Here is a 21710-nt window from a genome sequence, read left to right as displayed (position 1 = left end):
GGACTATGACCCCGATCACACGTTACCGCGCCACCGGCGCCGACTTCCCCTTCGGCGACCCCACCCGCGCCCACCGCGGAGTGTCGATGGAGGGCTACTTCTGGCGGATCACCGATCCCGACTCCGGCCGGGTGCTCATCGCCCTGTGCGGCGCGAACCGCAGCCCGTTGGGTGCATGGTCGACGATCGGGCTGGCCGCCTGGCCGAACGGATTCATCCGCACCACCGCCGTCGACGGGAGCTGGACCGACCCCGACCGAATGGGGGTGCGCGGCGGGAGGGGCGCCTTCGAGGGGACCACCCGGCGCCTGCAGGTGGATCTCGGCCCGGACGCCCGCCTCGACCTCACCATCGATGACCCCGCCCCCTGGCCGCACCGGGCCGTCGGCGGGTCGAGCATCTTCCAGACCATCCCGGGCCTCAACCAGTACTGGCATCCGTGGCTGCTCGGCGGGCGCGCGTCCGGTACCGCCACACTCGGTGACGAGACCTGGGAGTTCGACGGCGCACAGGTCTACGGCGAGAAGAACTGGGGCAGGGAGGGGTTCCCGGACTCCTGGTGGTGGGGTCAGGCGCAGGGGTTCGGCGAGCCCGGCGTGTGCGTCGCCTTCGCCGGTGGCCTGGTCACCGCCGGCCCCATGACGGTCGAGGTCACCGCGCTCGTGGTCCGGCTTCCCGATGGTCGCGTCCTCCGCCTGGGCAACCCGGCCGTCAGCCCGGTCCGGACCCGCACCAGCAACGAGCACTGGCATCTCACCGGCCGTGGTTACGGCTGGGACGTCGAGGTCACCGCCACCGCCCCGCGTGACGACGCCTTCGTGCTCCCCGTCCCGCTGCCCAGCGAGCACCGCAACGTCCCCGGCGACCTGGAGCACCTCGCCGGTAACCTGTCCGTCACGGTGCGACGTTTCGGCCGGCCGGTGTGGAGCGGCCGGACGGCGCTCGCCGCCCTCGAACATGGCGGGTTGGATCGTGCAGCCGAGGAGCTGCGTCGTCGCGGGTTGGACCCCACCCAGGTCGACGCTCCCCCACATCGGAGGTAACTGATGTTTCCGAAGTAACACACAGACCCCACACATGTATATATAGTTGTCGGGAAGGGCATTCCTGCCGCCAGCTCCAATGATCGACCCTTCGACTTTTTCACCGAATGAAGGAAAGGATCGACATGACCACTGAGCCGTCACCGGCCCCTCCGGTGCCCGTTCGACGTCGAAACGGAGAACTCACCTCCCCCATCCCCGTCCGCTTCCACCGGGATGTCTATGAGGAAGTCAGGCGCCGCGCCGCCGACGACGGCCATTCGGTGTCCTCCTGGATCCGGGAAGCTGTCCAGGACAAGCTCGACGTGTCCGCCTGATCAGGGCCGCGGGCGACCCGGCGACCTACCTATACTCACCTCATGGACGCGTTGCCCCTCGCCCCCGGCCCCGGGATCCCCGACTGCCTGGTCATCCCCGCCTCCGATCTCAGTGAACAGTTCACCCGGTCCTCCGGACCCGGTGGGCAGGGGGTCAACACCACCGACAGCAAGGTGCAGCTGAGTATCGACGTCGCGACCACCACCGCTCTCAGCGATGCCCAACGTCGCCGGGTTCTGCGCAACCTCGACCACCGCCTCGCCGGCACCGTGCTGCGCGTCCAGGTGTCCACGCAACGTTCCCAGCTGCGGAACCGCACGGAGGCCCGGAACCGCCTGGCGGCCCTGCTGCGGGAAGCCCTCGCCCCTCCTCCACCCGCCCGCAGGAAGACCCGGCCGACCCGGGGATCGGTCAAGCGCAGACGGGCCGCGAAGCAACACCGCTCGGAGATCAAGGCCGGTCGCCGCAGACCACCTCTGGACTGACTGGAAGCCGGCAGGGAATCGCCTGCGTATGGCGCTGGAACCGTGGGCATGGGTCCGGCGCGTGCGTACGCTCGCAGACATGGCACAGAGATACACCCTCAATTACGACTGGTCCCATCTCGGCCCCACCTAGTGGACCAACTTCTCGGTGGTCACCCTCCAGTTCGATCTGCACTCCTATGATCATGGCGACGCCGTGTGGTCGGCGGTCAGCGCCTGGCAGTCTGCGATGCCGAAGGACTCCGACTCCGACCTCGTCCCCGACGGCGGCGACGTGGCGTACGCCGGCGGCTGCCGCTTCCCCGCCCCGGTGCGGGTCAACGAGCAGCACCTCACCGGCTGGATCGTCTCGCAGGGCCAGGACGCGTTCGACTCCATCGCCCACTACGCCGACGAGCTCCGCGAGATCGCCGAGAAGGCTGACCCGGAGGTGGTGGCCACCTGGACGGAGCTGCCGCACCGGTAGCCCGGTCAGGCCCGGAGGATCTCCGGTGGCACGCCCTCGGGAAGAACGCCGTGTTTGTCCCGGTAACGGCGGGCGTATTCCCGGACGGCGGTGGGCAGGGTGGCGAAGAAGTTCTCCTCGCCGATGTGCCCGATGAACGGGGTCAGCTCGAGGCGGCGGTAGAGGTCCTGCTTGACCCGGGCGAAGGCGAAGGTGATGCCGCGTTGTTCCAGTCGGGTGCGCAGTTCCTCGAGGGCGTCGACGGCGGTGAGGTCGATCTCGGTGTTGGCCTCGGCGTTGAGCAGGAACCATTCCACCGGGTCCTCGGATTCGTCGACGGCATCCGTCGCCTTCTCCAGGAAATTGTCGGCGTTGGCGAAGAACAGCGGTGAATCGTACCGGAACACCACGAGCCCCTGGACCGGGTCGGCGTCGGGGTAGTCCTCCAGGCTGTGCATTCCCGGGACACCCGGCGCGTAACCGAGGACATCGGCCTCGGGCCGGGTGATGCGTCGCAGCAGGTCGAGGATCGACAGTGACACAGCGAAGCCGATGCCGGCGAGGACGCCGAAGACGACCACTGCGGCGGCGGTGGCGGCGGTGATCACCAGTTCGCTCTTGCGGAAGCGGGCGATGCGGCGGATTTCGGGGACGTCGATAAGCCTGGTCGCGGCGTAGATGACCAGGGCGCCGAGGGCGGCGTCGGGGAAGGACTCCAGGACGGGGCCGGCGAAGAGCAGGACAATGACCACCGCGCCCAGCGCAACGAGGGAGTTGACCTGGGTGCGGGCTCCGGCGGCGTCGCCGAGCACGGTGCGGGACCCGCTGGAGGAGACCGGGAAGCCCTGGAACAGGCCGGTGGCGACGTTCGCGGTACCCAGGGCCAGCAGCTCCTGGTTCGAGTCGATCGCCTCATCGCGGCTCGAGGCGAACGCCCGGCCGGTGAGGATGTTGTCCGAGAACCCGACGACCGCGATACCCAGCGCATACGGCAGCAGCGCCCACACCTCGAGGTCCCCGAGGTCCGGGAGGCGGAACGCGGGCAGGCCCTGGGGGACCTCGCCGATGACCTCCAGCCCCAGACGCTCGAGGTTGAAGATCGCCACCACCGCCGCGGAGAGCAGGAGCACCAGGAGCGGGGACGGTACCTTCGGCATCAGCCACGTGGCCAGGTAGAGCAGGATGAGGACGGCGAGACCGAGGATGACCGTGGGCACATGCGCCTGACCGACCTGGCCGAGGAAGGACGCGACCTCGCGCCACGTGCTCTCCCCCTCGATCTCCAGCTTGGTGACCTTGCCCAGCTGACTGACGATCATGAGCACCGCGATACCGACGAGGTACCCGATGAGCACCGGGCGGGACAGCAGCGTGGCCACGAAGCCCAGCCGCGCCACGTAACCGACCAGGCAGACGATGCCGACGGCGATCGCCATGATCGCGGCGACCTCCGCGTAACGGTCCGGCCCGGCGGCACCGGCGAGCGCGCCGACACCCGCCGCGGTCATCAGCGCCGTCGTCGACTCCGGACCGATGGACAGTTTCCGGGATGTGCCTAGCACGGCGTAGACGAGGATGGGCAGCAGGATCGCCCACAGACCGGCGACCGCGGGCAGTCCCGCGATGACGGCGTAGGCCATGACCTGCGGCACCAGGTAGGCGGCCACCGTGATGCCCGCAATGACATCCCCGCTGAGCCAGCCGCGTTCATAACGGCGCAGCACGGCGATCCCGGGGAGAAGACGCTCCCATGCAGGCCTGTCGGTGTCCATGAATTGACGGTACGCGGACCCGGTGGGGTTGTGCCAGGGGTCGCCGGCAGTGACATTTTCAGTCGTCCCCGGATCGCAGCACCCGCCCGGACCGTGTCGATGAGGTGCCGCCTGGCGGACGCGGCGGTCAGGCGTCCCAGCCGCACACTGTCTGCGACTGCGACGAGGAGCCAGGTGAACATTGAGAGAAACCACTCCGGGTCCACCTCGACCCGGAACGCCCCAGCCCGCTGGCCACACCGGATCAGTTCTTGGAGCGCGTCCTCTGCCCCGGCAGACTCAGTTGCACGTCGCCTCCACCCGGGATGAGGTGCTCGGTTGGCCGGGGCACCTCAGGCGGGACGTCGCAGGATTGTGACTTCGTGAGGGATTGTCTCGCTCGCAGAACATCCGTACAGTTACCCGTACAGGAGGTCTCCATGAGAACAATGAGTTACACGGAGTCGCGAGCCAACTACGCGAAAGTGCTCGATTCCGTCACCGATGATCGCGAGGCGGTGGTGATCACCCGCGCCGGCCACGAGCCAGTGGTCATGGTGTCGCTCGCCGACTATGAATCACTCCGCGAGACCGCATACCTCATGCGCTCCCCCGCCAATGCCCGACGCCTGTTCGACGCCATGGAACGGCTGGAGGGTGGACGCGGCGACGCCCACGACGTGATCGAGACCAACTAGAACAATGCTCCTCGTGTGGGATGAAAACGCCTGGGCCGATTACCTCTGGTGGCAGGCCCAGGACAGAAAGACCCTGAAGCGCATCAATCTGCTCCTCAAGGACATCGTCCGGAACGGCAATGAGGGTATCGGGAAGCCCGAGCCTCTCAAGCATGACTTCGCCGGATACTGGTTGCGCCGGATCACCGACGAGCATCGGCTCGTCTACAAACACACGGAGACAGAGGTCCGGATCGCCGCGTGCCGGTATCACTATGGGTGAGTCACTGGCTCCGGGAACGGTGCAACCGTCAGTCCTGCGGGGAGACGACCCGAGGGTCCCCGCCAGGTCCGCCCCCGGCGAGAACCGTCAGTTCCTGGATCGACGGTCGCCACAGAGCCGCCCGGACGGCCGTGAGCTTCATGAGTTCAGGCGGGGTGATCTCATCCAGGGCCCGGATGTAGTCGGGTACGATCTCCCTCGGCAGGCGCAGGCCCATCGTCAGATGCGGCGTCCACCGGGGGCCACGTCCCTCCGGGTTGAGCGCGCTGATCCCCCGGGCGGCGATCTCCAGCTCATCGGAGGTCTCGAGCAGCCAGGCGACGGTCTGCTTCTTCTTCGTGCCGAAGACGACGGTGCCCACCCGCTGGAAGGTGGCCGGTATCAACGGGGGAAGCAGCTTCGCTGCCTGCGTGACGACGCCCCCTCCCATCCGCCGAGCGAACGTCACCGTGATGTGGGGCGTCTGCCCCGACTTTTATCAAATTAGTGCGGAAGTCAGTCGCCCTGGATCCCGGCGATCAGTTCGGCAATGTCTGTGGGCACCGGTGACGCCGCGTGGATCGTCTGCCCCGCGACCTGCACCTGGAAGGTCCGGTACTTCCTCAACGTCCGCACCAGCCGCTTCAACGACAACCCCGAGCGTTCCTCCAGCAGATGGCCCACAGCCATCGCGGCCATCACCACGCTCAGGTGTGCCTCGATGGATTCTCGTTTGTGGTGGTAGATCGGCCGGGCCTTGAGATCGGACTTCGACATCCGGAAAGCCTTCTCGATCTTGAGCAGCTGCCGGTAGGCGTGGATGACCTGTTCCGCGGGCAGGTCCACCCGGGAGGTCTCGTACCCCTTGATCCCTGCCAGGGCTTTGTTCTTGTCCACCAACGTCCAGTTGACCTGTTTGTTCGGCGCCTTGAGGTCCACGAACCGGTTGCGCTTGACTGGCAGCTTGCCGGCCACGGCCTTCTCCGCTTTGGCGACCTGCTCATCAATACCCTTGAGCGTGCGGCGTGCCCTGTCCCAGGAGTACTGGTAGTAGGTAACCGAGTGCGGCACGCCGTCGGGGCCACGCCCTGTCCGGTCGGCGTAGGTCCAGATCTGTTTGTCCTCGTAGTCCTGGCCGGGATGGTGTTTACGCCACTGCGCCACCGGGTAGGGGATGTCTTTGAATTTCACACCGAGGATGTAGTGCAGGCCGGCCTCGATGATCGCGGCCTTGTTACCGGCAGAGAACATCCCAGCGTCCGCGACGACGGTGACATCCTCCACGCCGTAGGCATCCTGGAAGTTTCTGATCATGGGCAGCATCGTGCGGGTTTCGGCCATGTTCCCTTCAAACGCACCCACGGCCAGCGGGAAGCCGTGGGCATCGGAGAGCAGGCCGACGGTGATCTGCGGTTCGAGTCGGCGTTCCTTGGAAAAGCCTGGTTTGCGGAAGTCATCACCTTCGTCGGTTTCGAAATACAAGGTGGTGACATCAAAAAGAACCAGGACTCCGGGGCCGATACCGGCATGCGTGGCGCAGGCCCGGGTGAGAGCATCCCTGAAGCCACCGGTCGCGTAGGCCGGTAGCCGCCGGTTGATGGTGGGATAGCTGGCGGAGGCCACGCCGAGTTCCGCGAGGGTTTCGATGCTGTCGAATACTGAGCCTGGCTGCACGATCCGGGCGATGAGCAGATCCCGGAACACCTGGTCACCGCCGGTGGCTGTATCCAAACCCAGTTCGGTGTAGGCATGGTGGATGACGTCGAGGAGGTGACCAGCGCGTTCCGAGGTGATCGGGACCGGCGCATCCACCGACCCGCTGCCGGAAGGTGTGGTGTCCACACCAAGAGCCAGGCTCATCTGGTCGCCGTCGACCAGGCGTCGGGCCTGGGCCTTCAACAGGGCAAGATCTTCGTCGGTGTGCGCCGAGCCGAGGTGCTTCATGCTCTTAGAGCCACGCTTTTCCGAGTAGACGACCTGCACGGCAGTCGCCCCGGAGGCGGTGCGCACAGTGCGGATGTACGGGCTCATGAAAATCAATCTAACCGCCCACCCCGAACCCCACCCCCTTAGTGCGGCAATTTCTTCCCGGAGCACGCGAATCTACTGGCCTACGCGTCAATATGTTCCGCGTCACACCATTTTGATAAAAGTCGGGAGGTCTCGAGCAGCCAGGCGACGGTCTGCTTCTTCTTCGTGCCGAAGACGACGGTGCCCACCCGCTGGAAGGTGGCCGGTATCAACGGGGGAAGCAGCTTCGCTGCCTGCGTGACGACGCCCCCTCCCATCCGCCGAGCGAACGTCACCGTGATGTGGGGCGTCTGCTGCTGCGCGGGAAACCCCCACTCCGCCAGGTGTGTGAACACCTCCCGCACCTGCTGCTCCTCGCGTTCAGCCAGGTAGAGGAGGATGTTGTCGGGTGAGGTCATGAACCTAGCCTAACTGTCAGGGGTCTGTGCCCCGGCGCCGGCCAGACCCTGCACTTCGTAGCGGCGCTCGATGCCGGCCGTCGCCCGGCCCCACGCGCTGGAGGCGACCCGCTGCTGATGGGCACGAAACGCCGCCTCACCGATGAACCGTTCCCGAACCTTCCAGGTCAGTGAATCAGCCACGGGGAGGACCTCGAACTCCAGACACCCGGGCTCAGCGCGGGTCAGCCCCACGTACCGGGGAAGGTACTCACGGACGACGTCCATTTCCGCCTCCGTGCGGCAGGTCAGTTCACCGGTGAGAATGATATCCATGGCCTCGAACGCTACCTGGTGCCACCGGCGGGGATCTCCGCCACCTTCTTGGCGGTACCGCCGCCGAGTCCTCACTTCCCTGCAACCCGAGCGTCAGGTCAACTCGCTCACTCTCCGTCACGCGGACTGCAGCGGCTCGATGTCATCGAGAGTGTCGCCAAGCGCGTCCCTCTCGACCTCAAGGTCGTAATGAGACTGGAGGTTGATCCAGAACTGCGCGCTCATGCCGAAGTAGCGTCCCAGACGCAGAGCCGTATCAGCCGTGATCCGACGCTTGCCGTGCACGATCTCGTTGATCCGACGCGGCGGGACACCGATGGACACTGCCAACCGATGCTGAGTCACGCCCATCGGTCCGAGGAACTCCTCCATGAGGATCTCACCCGGATGGATCGGGGGAATCTTGTCGTCCATGTCGCACCTCCTAGTGATAGTCGACGATCTCAACTTCGCTCGGACCCGCGACAGTCCAGACGAAGCAGATCCGCCACTGGTCGTTGATTCGGATGCTGTGCTGACCAATCCGGTCGCCCTTGAGCGCTTCCAGACGATTGCCCGGTGGAATGCGGAGCTCGCCGAGCTCGTGGACGGCATCGAGCAGCAACAGCTTCATGAGCGCCTTCCTGTGCACGCGCGGGTCGAGACGTCTGACACGCTTTCTCAAGAACAGACGTTCAGCGTCGCGGTCGGCGAAAGAGACGATCACAGGTCCACTATATAACGAGACGCGTTATTAACGCTAGGCGTTAACTCTGGCACGGCGCCGATGACACCGCGAAATGGACGAACACCACACCCCGGCGAACGAATACTCTCGGGGCCATAATGGCGGTTTCACAAAGGTGGCCGGCCCACGGTTCCCGCCCCTCTCGGTCAGGGCCTTGGTGTCGGTGGACTACACCACTGTCCAGTACGCACTCAGGGGCGCACCCTCATTGATCCGCAAGACGGACACCCCGGAGACGGTCCGATTCCTGCCGATCTACGCCTTGAGCACGTAACGCAGAATCTCCACCACCTGATCGGTGGTCGTACACCAGGCCTGTGCGGCGGCGTCAACTTCTTTGAGGGGGTGGACGATGTCGGCGTCGTGAAGCGTGACATAAGGCGTGCTCAGCGCGGCGCAGTAGCCGGCGTCGAAGGCGGCGTTCCACTGCTTGTACTCGCTGCCGAAACGCACGACGACCATGTCGGCGTCCTCGATGAGGGTGCGCGTGCGGATGGCATTGACCTTCGAGGACTGGTGATCGCGCCAGAACTTGCTGGGCGTCTCACCCAGGTGATCACCGGCGGCGTCACTGGCCGGATGATCGGTCACCGGCGCGGTGAACACCACGTCCAGGCCGGCAGCGTCGGCGCCGCGCTGGATCTCGTCGCGCCAGTCAGTGTGGATCTCGCCGGAAAGGTACACAGTGAACGTCATACGGCGCACCCTACCTGAGCCCGCATAGTCCGCAGGGCCTGCGAGTCTGGGTAACCCGACGGTGACAGCCAGCCCCTGCACCATCGGCTCCGGACTCAGCCTCGCTCGGGTGTGCCCCTCCTGCCCACGAGCTCACCCAGAAGACCGAGCTCCGGGGCACGGATGACCCGGAGCACCCCCAGGAAGACCAGCAGCATCGGGACGCTGACGGCGAACCCGCGCAGCGGTGACCACCAGTCAGGCACGATGGCGTTGATAGCCGACCCGACCCCGATGGCCGCGGTGATCCCGAGAAGTACTCGTCCACTCACCTTCACCAGGTCCGGAAAGTCGAAGGCATCGTGATGACGGATCAGGAACCACCCATTGAGGACGGCCGCCACGACGAGTGAGGCAGTGGTCGCCAGCGCGATGCCGCGAATACCCCACAGCGGGCCGAGCCACAGGTTTCCCAGCACGTTGACCGCCATGGCAATAACTGCCGTGATCACCGGACGCACTGTGTCACCGACAGCGTGGCTCGCCCGCACAAACAACGTCGACACACCCAATGCGACCAGGCCAGCCCCATACCAGCGAAGCGCCGTGGCGGTGGCATCCACGGCGTCACCGTCGAATGCCCCGTAACCGAACAGCGTGGCCACGATGGGCTGGGCCACGACGACCAGGACTGCGGCGATGGGTGCGAGCGCGGTCAGAATGGCCTGTAGTCCACGGCGAATGAGTCGGCGCAGCTCAATTCGATCGTCACCGGCTGCGCCGATGGCCGGGTACAGCGGAACGAGGAGACTCGCCACGATCACGGTCTCGGGAAGGTTGACCACATGCCACCCGTAAGAAAGTGCGGTGATGGCACCGTCACCCACGGTGGATGCGACACCGCGGTCAACGAGCTGATTGACGTTGGTGATCGCACTCGAGAGCAAGAGTGGAGGGAGCATCCGGGTGATCTCGCGGAAACCCGGATCGCGCAGTGCAAGACTGGGGGTGATCTTCAGGCCGAGGGAGCGCAGCGGTACAAACTGCAGCAGCAACCGGGCCAGTGAGCCGACGACGAAGCCTACCGCCAGCGCCGCGACCCCGAACTGCGGTCCGAAGACTGCAGCGGAGATGATCATGATGATGTTGAAGGGGATTCCCTGCGCTCCGGCCCAACCGAACCGGCCATGGGCATGCGCGACGCCAGCCAGAAGATTGGTGCCTGAGACCAGGACGGTAGCGATGAGCACCACTCGCGTGAGCAGCACAGTGAGCTCGGTCTGTTCAGGACCAAAACCTGGAGCCAACAGTCCCACCACGGGGGCCGTGAAGATCGCCATCACGAGCCCGACCACTCCCAGCACGACCAGCGTGACCGTCACCGCCACATCGATCGTCCGGTGCCCGGCGCAGGAACCAGCCGACGAGCACTCATTCGCCTGGCGTGCGATGACGGGAGTGAGGGAACGTGCCATAGCCCCCGAGATGAGACCAAGGACGATGTTCATGACTCCCTGCGCGACCAGGTAGGCGTCAAGGCTGGGGCCCGCCCCGAACACGGCGCCGATCACGACGTCGCGGAGGAACCCGAGCACCGTGGATCCGACAGTCAGGGCCGCGACGAGCACGGCTGCCCGCCGGACACTCCACGAACGCACGGGTGATTCGCTCAGCTCTGCTCCTCAGAACGAGACCGCTCCGGCGCGGTGAGGATCGCAAAGGGCGTGCGGGTATCCCGCTGCCCCAGCGGATTGGTGCGCAACACCCTCATCAGCGTGTCCATATCCGGGGCGTCAGCTGAGCGCGCACGAATGGAACCGCCGAAGTCATTGAGATCTGCGATGACCACCGGTGTATCCAGCACGGCGGCAACGTCCTCACAAATGGCTTCGCCATCCTCCCGGTTGAGTGGCGGGAAAAGGAGGTGCTCGAAAGGTGGGCGGCCCCCGTCGAGGTCACGGGCCACGGGGCCGGCAATCCTGTAGAAGGTGCCACGGACACCACACGCCCGGGTGACCGCGCCCGCCACAGCCGCAGCGACGACCCTGAGAATGCCGACGTTACGGACGACATACTCCATCTTCTGCGGAACTGAGAGGCCTCGCGACCCGGGCCGGGGCTTGACGAACCGGACGAGAAGCTTGGCGAGCCTGCCCGGCTCATAGTCGGCGATCGGCAGCGAACGTCCCGTCAACATGACGACCACCTTCTCACTCAGGACGAAAACCTGCCCCCTCTCCAGTGGCGGGACGTGCAGTTTCAGAGCCTCATCGAGCGACAACTCTGGCCCCAGCCACGGAGTATGGAGCGGTTTGATGTCCCATCCGTCGACCGTCACCGGCTTTCCCCGGGACGGCGTGGCACGGGTCGGACGACGCTTCATGCTGTTTTGCTTCACAATAACGGAGCGTATTTCGGGCAGATGAAACATCGATGAGGGGAAAATGAAAGTAACTACATCTCACCGGAAGCCGCTAAAGAGTGGACGGGAGTCGCGGCGATCGACCTCTGGGGTACCAACCACTGACATGTGATCCGCGTTCGTAGTTTTGGCAGCCCGAGCGGAAAATCAGATCCCCTTTCCACGGTTCTCCGCCCTGAGCAAGCGAAAAGGCGGCCCGGATTTCTCCGGGACCGCCCTCGCATTCGAGCCAGCAGACGCTTGACGTTGAACTTGAACTCGACCACGTTGCCTATCAACACCACCAGCTGCATGGACGCGATCAGGAGACCCACCCAAGAATCTTTGCCACTGCCACAGTTCCAGCCCACAACGCAGCTCCACCAGCATTGCCAACTGACTCCGATGCCCGCTTGCGCACCCATGCTAGAGCACCGGCAGCTTCTGGCGACGTGTCTGGCGTCCGTCCATCTACTACACCTTGCAGGGACTCCGCTGCGGCCAGGGCCGATGATGCGTCTGGCTCCGGCAGCCTATGCGCATCGTCACGAAGCGCCGCGACGAGGTCACGTAGGTCATCGCCACTCAGACTCTGCCCCGAGATCACGATCTGATGTCTGCCGAAATTGACATGGCCCTGAACGTCGCCAATAGAGATGTTTGGTTGACGTCGACTATCCATAGTCAAACCCCATGATTTCTGCGTCAGCGCCAATCCCGCCGGTGGGGTGCCAAGAATGATCTCAATCCAACCCCAGCCGTTTGGTGTACAGGTGAGCCCCCGCGAGTTCATCCAACGACAGAGATAGATCCACTCGGAGTCGGTGAGTCCAGCCTGACGCCAGTATGCGGCATAGAGTTGAACGATCACACCAGCGTCGGACGCGTGCTCGAACAGATCTTCAACAACCAGGGCCGATAACTCTTCGCAGCGCGCATCTGTGAGCGCTGGCCGATTGACTACATTCCACCGCCAGAGGCCGACCCCTATAAGTACTACGACAACGCCGACTGATATCCATGCATCAGGAGACAAGTTTTCCGACCCTTCTATATCCTGACCCGCGCCAGAAGCGAAGGGCCGAAATCCGCGAGTCGGCAGCGTGCGGGAGCGCTCGTCGCATCACTTCTTGCCACTTCCAGATGGCCCTCCGTGACGGAACTCCACCACGTCGCCGTCTGCCATGACGTAGTCCTTGCCTTCCTGGCGGACCTTGCCCTGGGCTTTGGCGTCGTTCATGGAGCCGGCGGCGTCGAGGTCGTCGAAGGAGACGATCTCGGCCTTGATGAAGCCGCGTTCGAAGTCGGTGTGGATGACACCGGCGGCCTGGGGGGCGGTGTCGCCCTTGCGGATGGTCCAGGCGCGGGATTCCTTGGGGCCGGCGGTGAGGTAGGTCTGCAGGCCGAGGGTCTCGAAGCCGGCGCGGGCCAGGGAGTGCAGCCCGGGCTCGTTCTGGCCGACGGACTCGAGGAGTTCGGCGGCCTCGTCCTCGTCGAGTTCGAGCAGCTCGGTCTCGGTCTTGGCGTCAAGGAAGACGCAGTCGGCGGGGGCGACCAGGGCGGCGAGCTCGGCCTTGCGGGACTCGTCGGTGAGCACGCCTTCGTCGGAGTTGAAGACGTAGAGGAAGGGCTTGGCGGTCATGAGGTGGAGGTCGCGGATCAGACCCAGATCCAGCTCACCGTTCTTCGCGGCGGAGAACAGGGTCCGGTCGTCCTCCAGCACAACCTGTGCCTTCTGGACCTCGGCGACGACGTCCGCGAGCGACTTGTCCTTGCGGGCGTCCTTCTCCAGGCGCGGGAGTGCCTTCTCCACGGTCTGGAGGTCGGCGAGGATGAGCTCGGTGTTGATGACGGAGATGTCGGAGGTGGGGTTGACCTCGCCGTCGACGTGGATGACGTTCTCGTCGTCGAAGGCGCGGACGACCTGGCAGATGGCGTCGGCCTCGCGGATGTTGGCCAGGAAGGCGTTGCCCATGCCCTCACCCTCGGAGGCGCCCTTGACGATGCCGGCGATGTCCACGAAGGACACCGTCGCCGGGAGGATCCGCTCGGAGCCGAAGATCTCGGCGAGGCGGCCCAGGCGGCCGTCAGGAAGCTCGACGAGGCCGACGTTGGGCTCGATGGTGGCGAACGGGTAGTTCGCCGCGAGGACGTCGTTGCGGGTCAGGGCGTTGAACAGGGTGGACTTGCCCACGTTGGGCAGGCCGACGATTCCAAGAGTAAGGCTCACGGGCGTTCATCCTAGCAGCCTGGGATTTCACCCCTGCGGACCCCTGTTGGTGCCCTGACCGCCCGCGTTATATGATCTGCGCACCGAATATTAGATGCGTCACACTCCGACGCTGATGCCTTCGATGTCACCGCTGCGTGCCGCCTGCCACCCCCGGGCGTCGAGAAGCAAGGACGTCTTTCCCTCCGGACCAGACAGGTACCTCCATGTCCGACACCACTTCCCAGGCTGGGCAGACCCAGCGCCGCGAGGTGTTCTCCTCGCGGTGGGCGTTCCTCTTCGCCGCCATCGGCTCCGCCGTGGGCCTCGGCAACATCTGGCGCTTCCCGTATGTCGCGTACGACAACGGCGGCGGCGCCTTCCTCATCCCCTACCTCATCGCGCTGCTCACGGCCGGCATTCCGCTGCTGTTCCTGGACTACGCGCTCGGCCACCGCTACCGCGGCTCCGCGCCGCTGGTGTTCCGCCGGGTCAAGAGCTGGGCGGAGCCGGTCGGCTGGATCCAGGTGGGTGTGGCGTTCTTCATCACCATCTACTACGCCGCCATCATCGGTTGGGCGGGCCTGTACGCGGTGAAGTCCTTCACCAAGGCGTGGGGCTCAGACCCGGACTCCTACTTCTTCGGTGAGTTCCTGCAGTTCGATGAGACGGCGACGTTCTCCACCGACTTCGTCCCGCAGATCGCACTGGCCCTGGCCCTCGTGTGGATCGCCGCGATCGTCGTGCTGGCGATCGGGGTGGACAAGGGCATCGGTAAGGTGGCCACGTTCTTCATCCCGATCCTCGTGGTGCTCTTCCTCATCGTGGTCGTCCAGGCGGTTCTCCTGCCCGGCGCGGCCACCGGCCTCGACGCCCTGTTCACCCCGGACTGGGGCGCGCTGACCAACCCGACGGTGTGGGTCGCCGCCTACGGGCAGATCTTCTTCTCCCTGTCCGTCGGTTTCGGCATCATGCTCACCTACTCCTCCTACCTGCGCCCCCGTTCCAACCTCACGGGTACCGGCCTGACCACCGCGTTCGCCAACTCCTCCTTCGAGGTCCTGGCGGGCATCGGCGTCTTCGCGGCGCTCGGCTTCATGGCGGTCCAGCAGTCGGTGGCCGTCGACGAGGTCGCCACCTCGGGCATCGGCCTGGCCTTCGTCGCCTTCCCGGCGATCATCAACGAGATGGCGTTCGGCCCGGCCTTCGGCTTCCTCTTCTTCGCCTCCCTGACCATCGCGGGCTTCACCTCCCTGTTCTCCCTCATGGAAGTCGTGGTCTCCGCGATCAAGGACAAGTTCAACCTCCCGCGTAAGTCGGTGGCCATCGGCATCGGCACGTTCATGGCGCTGCTGTCGCTCGGCCTGTTCTCCACCACCTCCGGCCTCATGGCGCTCGACGTGATGGACAAGTTCACCAACAACGTCGGCATCGTCGCCATCGCCCTGATCTCCGTCATCATCCTCGACTGGATCCTGCGGCGTATCGACGAGTTCGGCACCCACCTCAACGCCGTCTCCTCCTTCCGGGTGGGCACCGTCTGGCGCATCTGCGTGGTTAACGTCACCACCCTGGTCCTGGGCTTCACCCTCATCCAGGAGCTGATCACCCTGATCCGCGAGGGTTACGGCGGCTACACCGCCGGCCAGGTCGCCCTCTACGGTTGGGCCGTCATCGCCCTCATCGTCCTGCTCGCCATGGCCCTGTCGATCTTCCCGTGGCGCGGTGACACCCCGCTCCACGGCCCGCCCGGTTCCGACTTCGGCGTCGACCCGGACATCCGCCGCACCGTGCGCGAGCCGCGCCGCTACAGCGACCAGTCGCTTGTCGACGCCCCGCCTGCCGCACCCCGCACCTCCCCCACCTCCCCCACCGCCCGCACCACCCACACTGAGAATGGAGAGACCGCATGAGTGGCATCGCAATCATGATGATGGTCCTGTTCATGGTCGTCATCTGGGGCGGACTGGTCGCCAGCGCCCTTCACCTGCGCCGCAACCCCGACGACATGTCCGGCATCCACGGCGACGCCGAGTACGCCCGCGACGCGATCCTCGTCGAGCAGGAACTGCGCTAGCGACCCGAATCTGACTGAAACAGGCACGGTCAGGCAAGATGGTGGCTGTGACAGACCAGAGCCCCGAGTCCACAACCTCCACCGCCGCCAGCACCCTCACCGAGGAACAGCTGGCGGCGGTCGAGGCGCGCAACGCCCCACGCGACCAGATCGACCGCTCCATCGTCGTGGCGGAATGGGTCAAATCCTTCGCCATGTGGGCGCTTCGCGCGCTCATCATCGCCGCCTTCATCTGGGGCGCCTGGTACATGCTCAAGCAGGTCGGCCAGGGCGTCCTGCCCGTGGCCTTCGCCCTCATCGTCTGCACGGTCCTCGCCCCGCCCACCGCGTGGATGCGCAGCAAGGGCCTGCCGAGCGCGCTGGCGGCCGTCATCTCCATCCTCGGTTTCTTCGGGGCCTTCGGCACCCTCATCTGGTTCATCGCCCCCGACATCGCCCGCCAGTCCCAGGTTCTCTACCTGCAGACCTTCGAAGGCATCCAGCGACTGCAGCTGTGGGCCCAGGGCCCGCCGCTCAACCTCGACGGCGAGAACATCGACTCGATGGTCAACGACATCGCCTCGTGGCTGCAGGACCAGGCCGGTGCCATCGCCGGGAGCATCGTCTCCGGCGTGAGCACGGTGACCTCCATCGTCATCACGCTCTTCGTCGTCCTCGTCCTCACCTTCTTCTTCCTCAAGGACGGCCACCGCTTCCTGCCCTGGGTCCGCAACGTCGCCGGCCGCCGCGTCGGCTGGCACCTCACCGAAGGACTCACCCGTGGCTGGACCACCCTCGGCGGCTTCATCCGGGCGCAGGCGGTGGTCTCCTTCGTCGACGCGTTCTTCATCACCGTCGGCCTGGTCATCCTCGGCGTCCCCATGGCCATGGCACTCGGCGTGATCACCTTCATCGCTGGCTTCATCCCTTACGTCGGCGCGATCGTCGCCGGCGCCCTGTCCGTCCTCGTGGCCCTGGTCTCCCTCGGCTTCACCGAGGCACTCATCGTCCTCGGCATCGTGCTCGCCGTCCAGCAGCTCGAGGGCAACATCCTCTCCCCCTGGCTGCAGTCCAGGGCGATGGACCTGCACCCGGTCATCGTGCTGGTCTCCGTCACCATTGGCGGCGGCCTGTTCGGCCTGCTCGGCTCCTTCCTCGCCGTGCCCGTCGCCGCGATGATCGCCGTCGCCTTCCGCTACCTCCTCGACATGACCGCACTGCGCTCCGGCGAGAAACTGGCCCACCAGATCAGCTTCGCCACCCCGGAGGGCGAACTCGCCGGAAAGATCGCCGAGGAAGAGGGACGACTCCAGCGGGATAGCTGGCGCAACTCCGTCGTCTACCTCAACGAACCCGACGACGAGGACGAGCCCACCGACGAGCCCGACACCCCCACCCGGACCGGTTTCAGTTTCGGCCGCAACGTGCTGACCAACCGGCGGATCGAAAAGCTGTTCGGGAGGATCGGGCGTCGATAAGCGCCCGTGTCCGAGGCGTGTGACACGCTGACCTCATGGGTTCCACGCTCTCCGTCCTGGCCATCGGCCTCCTCCTCGGCATCGTCCTCGGCTGGCTGGCCCACGCGTACCGGCGTCCCCCGGCCGCCGAGCCGCAGACCCCCGACCTCCAGCGATCCCTCGCCCCGATCCACGAGGCCGTGACCACCATCGGCGGACAACTCCGTGCCCTCGAACAGGACCGCGCCACCGTCTACTCCTCCCTGGCCAGCCAGGTCCAGGCCATGACACGGACCTCCACCCGCCTGACCGACCGGACCGACCAGCTGGTCACCGCACTACGCGCCCCGCAGATCCGCGGCCGCTGGGGCGAGATCCAGCTCGAGCGGGTCGTCGAACTCGGCGGCATGGTCCGCCACTGCGACTTCGACACCCAGGTCACCGCCCGCTTCAACGGCCAACTCGTCCGCCCCGACCTCGTGGTCCACCTCGCCGGCGGCCGGAACATCATCGTCGACGCCAAAGTCCCCTTCAGCTCCTACCTCGACGCCCTGGACTCGGACGACCCCGAGGAGAACGCCGCCTACCTGCGCCGCCACGCCCACCTGCTGCGCACCCACATCACCCAACTCTCCGCCAAGGGCTACATCGACGCCTTCGACCCCACCCCGGAATTCGTCGTCCTCTTCGTCCCCGCCGACCCCTTCCTCGACGCCGCCCTGTCCATCGACCCCGAACTGCTCGAATACGCCTTCTCCCGCAACATCGTCGTCGCCACCCCCACCACCCTCTTCGCCCTCCTGCGCACCGTGGCACTGGGCTGGCGACAGGAGGACATCACCGACAAAGCGCGCGAGATCCAGCAGCTGGGCCGTGAGCTCTACACCCGGCTGGGCACCATGGGCGAGCACTACCACCGGGTGGGCCGCCAATTGGAGAAGACCATCGAGGCCTACAACGCCACCCTCGGATCCCTCGACTCCCGCGTCATGGTCACCGCACGGCGTCTGGCCGACCTCGACGTGCCCACCCGCAGCGACCGACGCGCCACCGAACCCGAACAGGTGACGGTGCGCCCCCGCACCCCGACTCAGGTCGCGCCTTTCCCTGATGAAGATCAGCCCCGCTAGGATAGACCCTTGTGTCCTCATCGTCCCCCAGGAGCAGCAGACGGCAGCAGCCCGGAACCACCGGCCTGCCCACCTGGTCCGGCATCGCCATCGTCCTCGCGGCGCTGATCACCGGCCTCCTGCTGAGCATCAACGCCCAGGCCATCGGCTGGCCGTTCCTCCTGTGCTTCGCGGTGGCCGGCATCATCGTCGCCCTGGCCACCGAGGCCCGCGGACTCTTCCTCACCATCGCCTCCATGCCGCTGCTCTTCGGCACCATGACGGTCCTCACCTCCTGGATGGTCGGCCGATCACTGGCCAGCGACGGCACCCCGGCGTTCTCCACCACCTCCATCGTCACCGCAATCTACCCCCTGGCCCAGTTCTTCCCGGTCCTCGGCGGCGTCACCCTCGTCGCCGCGATCATCGCCGCCGTCCGTATCTGGCTGCTGCGCCGCAACGGCCGGGCCCGCGAAGAATCCGCCATCGAGGTCCGCCGCCGGACCGCCGAGGCCGACCGTCGCAACCGGGACACTGTCTCCCGCGCCCGCAGCCGCGCCAACCAGGTCACCGTCGAGGAGCTGCTCGCCCGCAACCGGGAACGCGACCGTTCCCGCACGACGCGGGCACCCCGCGAGCCGCGTGAGCCCCAGGTTCGGCGACGACAGGAGGCTCCCCGACGTGCCCCGGAGGCCGACGGTCATCGTGGTCGGCCGCGCCCGGTCCGCGAACCGGAGGTCCGTCGGATGGCTCCCCGCCAGGAACCCCGTCCCGATTCCCGTCCCGAGCCCCGGACCCGCGAGATCCCCCGGGTCGAGCAGGAACCGCCGGCACCGCCGCGTCGTCGACGCCGCCGCCTGGACGACGACCTGTACTCCTGACCTCGATCACGACTGCGCCCCACCGAGACAGTGCTCGGTGGGGCGCAGTTCTGTGTCTGGTAAGCGACGGAATTCGGGATCAGTCTGTCGGGATGAGTCGTGATCCCGAGTCCCGGCTCACTTACGGGCCGTCCTCCCGACAGGCTGATCCCGAGTCCCGCAGGACGGCCGACGGAAACAGACGCTAGGTCCTCGCCGGGCGCAGGTCGCGGGGCAGGGAGAAGACGATCTTCTCGGAGGCGGTGGTGATCTCGTCGACGGAGGTGAATCCACGCTCGGCGAGGAACTCCAGGACGTCGCGCACGAGGATCTCCGGGACGGAGGCACCGGAGGTGACGCCGACGGTCTCGACACCCTCGAGCCAGGCCTCATCAATCTGGTGGGCGTAGTCGACGAGATGGGAGGCGCGGGAGCCGGCCTCGAGGGCGACCTCGACGAGGCGCTTGGAGTTGGAGGAGTTCTGAGAGCCGACGACGATCATGAGGTCGCATCGCTCGGAGATGGCCTTGACGGCGACCTGGCGGTTCTGGGTGGCGTAGCAGATGTCGTCGGACGGCGGGTCCTGCAGATGCGGGAAGCGTTCCTTGAGTTTGACCACGATCTGCATGGTCTCGTCCACCGAGAGGGTGGTCTGGGACAGCCACACCAGGGGCTGGGTGTCCGGGAAGTCCGGCAGGGCGTCGACGCCCTCGAGGCCGTCGACGAGGTGGGTGACCTCGGGGGCCTCTCCGGCGGTGCCCTCGACCTCCTCGTGGCCCTCGTGGCCGACGAGGAGGATCTGGAAGCCGTCGCGGGCGAAGCGCTTGGCCTCGTTGTGGACCTTGGTCACCAGCGGGCAGGTGGCGTCGAGGGTCTGCAGGTTGAGTGCGCGGGCCTGGGCGTGGACGGCCGGGGAGACGCCGTGGGCGGAGAACACCAGGTGGGCTCCCTCGGGGACGGCGTCGGCCTCGTCGACGAAGATGGCGCCGCGGTCAGCGAGGGAGTCGACGACGTACCGGTTGTGGACGATCTCCTTGCGCACGTAGACGGGTGCGCCGTACTTCTCCAGGGCCTTCTCCACCGTCTCGACGGCGCGGTCCACGCCGGCGCAGTAACCACGGGGGGCTGCCAGGAGGACCTTCTTCTCTGCTTCGCTCATGGCCCCCACCCTAACCAACCCCGCGGTTAAAGCCTAGAATTGGGCCGTCCCCGCCCGCCGAGTTCCCGGAGGTTGATCGCCGCATGGCCGGTAGTCCGAGTTCCCCGGAGGCCCCGTGGCCCGTCCGCAAGGTCAATGCGGAGGTCAAGGGCTGGATCCAGCGTCTGGGTTCGCTGTGGGTGGAGGGTCAGCTGACGCAGGTGAACATGAAGCCGACGTGGAAGCTGTCCTATCTGACGTTGCGTGACACGGAGTCGGAGACGTCGGTGCAGCTGACGGCGTCGACGAGCCTGCTCAAGGGGATGGTCTCGCCGCTCAAGGACGGTGACCGGGTCATCGTGCACGGCCGGCCGGCGTTCTACGAGGGGCGTGGCTCCTTCTCTCTGTGGGTGACGGAGATCCGCCCGGTGGGCATCGGTGAGCTGCTCGCCCGCATCGAGGCACTGCGGTCCCAGCTGGCGCGCGAGGGGTTGTTCGACCCGGCCAGGAAGCGACGTCTGCCATATCTGCCGCAGCGGGTGGGACTGATCACCGGTCGCGGGTCGGCGGCGGAACGTGACGTCCTGTCGGTCGCGAAGGACCGGTGGCCGGCGGTGGACTTCCGCGTCATCAACACGGCGGTGCAGGGGGCGACGGCGGTGCCGCAGATCCTCGAGGCCCTGTCGCTTCTCGACGCCGACCCGACCGTCGACGTCATCATCATCGCCCGCGGCGGGGGCAGCGTGGAGGACCTGCTGCCCTTCTCGGAGGAGGCACTCCAGCGCGCCGTCGCCGCCGCCGGCACGCCGGTGGTCTCCGCGATCGGGCACGAGCCGGACAACCCGGTCCTGGACAACGTCGCGGACCTGCGCGCCGCCACCCCGACGGACGCCGCCAAGCGGGTCGTCCCGGACGTGGCGGAGGAACGCGCCCTCGTCGCGGAGGCCCGGACCCGGATGGCGGCGGCGCTGCGCGGCTGGGTGCAGCGGGAGCGCCAGGGTCTGGCGGCCATGCGTTCGCGGCCGGTGCTGGCGGATCCGCTGACACCGATCACGCGGCGTCGTGAAGAGGTGCAGCGCGCGCGGGCGATGATGCGTCGCGACGTCCGCGTGCTCCTCGACCGCGAAACCGCCCGGGTCGCCGCCCTCCGCAGCCAGGTCTCCGCCCTGGGCCCGGCGAACACTCTGGCCCGCGGCTACTCCGTGGTCCAGGTCGTCCCCCGCGACGGCTCCGACCCCGAGGTGGTCATGAGCATCGACCAGGCCCCACCGGGCAGCCAGCTGCGCATCCGCGTCGCCGACGGCTCCATCACCGCCGCCGGCATGTCCACCACCCCGGCAGATTAAAGGAGAG

At 66.4% G+C, this 21710-nt stretch carries 22 protein-coding genes and 2 pseudogenes; 12 read left to right on the top strand and 12 right to left on the bottom strand.

Going from position 1 to position 21710, the window contains the following annotated elements:
- Positions 1–5: 5 nt before the first annotated feature.
- The 4 genes from QP029_RS08745 (at position 6) to QP029_RS08730 (ending at position 2312) form a co-directional block, all read left to right on the top strand.
- Complete coding sequence (locus QP029_RS08745; RefSeq protein WP_284873951.1) at positions 6–1043, top strand: tocopherol cyclase family protein; 1038 nt, start codon at positions 6–8, stop codon at positions 1041–1043.
- Positions 1044–1168: 125 nt separating this feature from the next.
- Positions 1169–1360 carry a CopG family transcriptional regulator gene (locus tag QP029_RS08740; RefSeq protein ID WP_284873950.1) on the top strand — a complete coding sequence of 64 codons (192 nt, stop codon included), beginning with the start codon at positions 1169–1171 and terminating at the stop codon, positions 1358–1360.
- 42 nt (positions 1361–1402) lie between these two features.
- Positions 1403–1846: an alternative ribosome rescue aminoacyl-tRNA hydrolase ArfB gene (arfB, locus tag QP029_RS08735; protein ID WP_284873949.1), complete on the top strand. Its 444-nt coding sequence runs from the start codon at positions 1403–1405 to the stop codon at positions 1844–1846.
- Positions 1847–1994: 148 nt separating this feature from the next.
- The gene (locus QP029_RS08730) at positions 1995–2312 is read left to right on the top strand and encodes a hypothetical protein (protein WP_284873948.1); all 318 of its coding nucleotides are present in this window, start codon (positions 1995–1997) and stop codon (positions 2310–2312) included.
- Positions 2313–2317: 5 nt separating this feature from the next.
- Here QP029_RS08730 and QP029_RS08725 read toward each other — a convergent pair whose 3' ends face one another.
- Positions 2318–4063, bottom strand: coding sequence for a SulP family inorganic anion transporter (locus QP029_RS08725; RefSeq protein WP_284873947.1), 1746 nt, complete (start codon positions 4061–4063; stop codon positions 2318–2320).
- 419 nt (positions 4064–4482) lie between these two features.
- Between QP029_RS08725 and QP029_RS08720 the strand changes: the two genes are divergently transcribed.
- The gene (locus QP029_RS08720; RefSeq protein WP_284873946.1) at positions 4483–4740 is read left to right on the top strand and encodes a type II toxin-antitoxin system Phd/YefM family antitoxin; all 258 of its coding nucleotides are present in this window, start codon (positions 4483–4485) and stop codon (positions 4738–4740) included.
- Between the two features lie 4 nt (positions 4741–4744).
- The gene (locus QP029_RS08715; RefSeq protein ID WP_284873945.1) at positions 4745–5002 is read left to right on the top strand and encodes a Txe/YoeB family addiction module toxin; all 258 of its coding nucleotides are present in this window, start codon (positions 4745–4747) and stop codon (positions 5000–5002) included.
- Between the two features lie 28 nt (positions 5003–5030).
- On the opposite strand, the pseudogene QP029_RS08710 reads toward QP029_RS08715, so the two are convergent.
- From QP029_RS08710 to ychF, 10 genes and pseudogenes are all read right to left on the bottom strand, one after another.
- Positions 5031–5468: pseudogene (locus tag QP029_RS08710) on the bottom strand (2'-5' RNA ligase); the annotation flags it as partial.
- A gap of 29 nt (positions 5469–5497) precedes the next feature.
- Positions 5498–7012: an IS1634 family transposase gene (locus tag QP029_RS08705; RefSeq protein ID WP_432418669.1), complete on the bottom strand. Its 1515-nt coding sequence runs from the start codon at positions 7010–7012 to the stop codon at positions 5498–5500.
- A 110-nt stretch (positions 7013–7122) separates the two neighbouring features.
- A pseudogene (locus tag QP029_RS08700) lies at positions 7123–7410 on the bottom strand (2'-5' RNA ligase); the annotation flags it as partial.
- Positions 7411–7419: 9 nt separating this feature from the next.
- On the bottom strand, positions 7420–7725 hold the full coding sequence (locus tag QP029_RS08695) for a putative quinol monooxygenase (protein ID WP_284873944.1): 306 nt from the start codon (positions 7723–7725) through the stop codon (positions 7420–7422).
- 117 nt (positions 7726–7842) lie between these two features.
- Positions 7843–8139: a HigA family addiction module antitoxin gene (locus QP029_RS08690; RefSeq protein WP_284873943.1), complete on the bottom strand. Its 297-nt coding sequence runs from the start codon at positions 8137–8139 to the stop codon at positions 7843–7845.
- Between the two features lie 10 nt (positions 8140–8149).
- Positions 8150–8431: a type II toxin-antitoxin system RelE/ParE family toxin gene (locus QP029_RS08685; protein ID WP_284873942.1), complete on the bottom strand. Its 282-nt coding sequence runs from the start codon at positions 8429–8431 to the stop codon at positions 8150–8152.
- A 276-nt stretch (positions 8432–8707) separates the two neighbouring features.
- Positions 8708–9148: a YtoQ family protein gene (locus QP029_RS08680; RefSeq protein WP_284873941.1), complete on the bottom strand. Its 441-nt coding sequence runs from the start codon at positions 9146–9148 to the stop codon at positions 8708–8710.
- A 95-nt stretch (positions 9149–9243) separates the two neighbouring features.
- Positions 9244–10755 carry a murein biosynthesis integral membrane protein MurJ gene (gene murJ, locus QP029_RS08675; RefSeq protein WP_284873940.1) on the bottom strand — a complete coding sequence of 504 codons (1512 nt, stop codon included), beginning with the start codon at positions 10753–10755 and terminating at the stop codon, positions 9244–9246.
- A 41-nt stretch (positions 10756–10796) separates the two neighbouring features.
- Positions 10797–11525, bottom strand: coding sequence for a hypothetical protein (locus QP029_RS08670; protein ID WP_284873939.1), 729 nt, complete (start codon positions 11523–11525; stop codon positions 10797–10799).
- Between the two features lie 1126 nt (positions 11526–12651).
- The gene (gene ychF, locus QP029_RS08665) at positions 12652–13758 is read right to left on the bottom strand and encodes a redox-regulated ATPase YchF (RefSeq protein ID WP_284873938.1); all 1107 of its coding nucleotides are present in this window, start codon (positions 13756–13758) and stop codon (positions 12652–12654) included.
- 206 nt (positions 13759–13964) lie between these two features.
- Between ychF and QP029_RS08660 the strand changes: the two genes are divergently transcribed.
- Genes QP029_RS08660 through QP029_RS08640 form a run of 5 tightly spaced genes read left to right on the top strand, consistent with a single transcriptional unit; the run spans position 13965 to position 19240 of the window.
- Entirely contained in the window at positions 13965–15650 is a 1686-nt protein-coding gene (locus QP029_RS08660; protein ID WP_284873937.1) for a sodium-dependent transporter, read from the top strand.
- Positions 15647–15814 carry a methionine/alanine import NSS transporter subunit MetS gene (gene metS / locus QP029_RS08655; protein WP_284873936.1) on the top strand — a complete coding sequence of 56 codons (168 nt, stop codon included), beginning with the start codon at positions 15647–15649 and terminating at the stop codon, positions 15812–15814. The genes QP029_RS08660 and metS overlap by 4 nt, the downstream gene beginning before the upstream one ends.
- A gap of 38 nt (positions 15815–15852) precedes the next feature.
- Positions 15853–17271 (top strand): AI-2E family transporter, encoded by a 1419-nt coding sequence (locus QP029_RS08650; protein ID WP_432418668.1) that lies wholly within the window; start codon positions 15853–15855, stop codon positions 17269–17271.
- A gap of 35 nt (positions 17272–17306) precedes the next feature.
- Positions 17307–18380, top strand: coding sequence for a DNA recombination protein RmuC (locus QP029_RS08645; RefSeq protein WP_284873935.1), 1074 nt, complete (start codon positions 17307–17309; stop codon positions 18378–18380).
- 11 nt (positions 18381–18391) lie between these two features.
- A complete protein-coding gene (locus QP029_RS08640; RefSeq protein ID WP_284873934.1) occupies positions 18392–19240 on the top strand; it encodes a DUF6542 domain-containing protein in 849 nt (282 codons plus the stop codon).
- A 184-nt stretch (positions 19241–19424) separates the two neighbouring features.
- On the opposite strand, the gene QP029_RS08635 is transcribed toward QP029_RS08640, so the two are convergent.
- A complete protein-coding gene (locus tag QP029_RS08635) occupies positions 19425–20378 on the bottom strand; it encodes a 4-hydroxy-3-methylbut-2-enyl diphosphate reductase (RefSeq protein ID WP_284873933.1) in 954 nt (317 codons plus the stop codon).
- An 83-nt stretch (positions 20379–20461) separates the two neighbouring features.
- Between QP029_RS08635 and xseA the strand changes: the two genes are divergently transcribed.
- Positions 20462–21703 (top strand): exodeoxyribonuclease VII large subunit, encoded by a 1242-nt coding sequence (gene xseA, locus QP029_RS08630; RefSeq protein WP_284873932.1) that lies wholly within the window; start codon positions 20462–20464, stop codon positions 21701–21703.
- Positions 21704–21710: the final 7 nt, after the last annotated feature.

The sequence above is a fragment of the Corynebacterium suedekumii genome (assembly GCF_030252185.1).
GTDB classification, from domain to species: Bacteria; Actinomycetota; Actinomycetes; order Mycobacteriales; family Mycobacteriaceae; genus Corynebacterium; species Corynebacterium suedekumii.
Note: the sequence above shows the minus strand (reverse complement) of the source record. Positions and strands in the feature narration are given on the sequence as shown.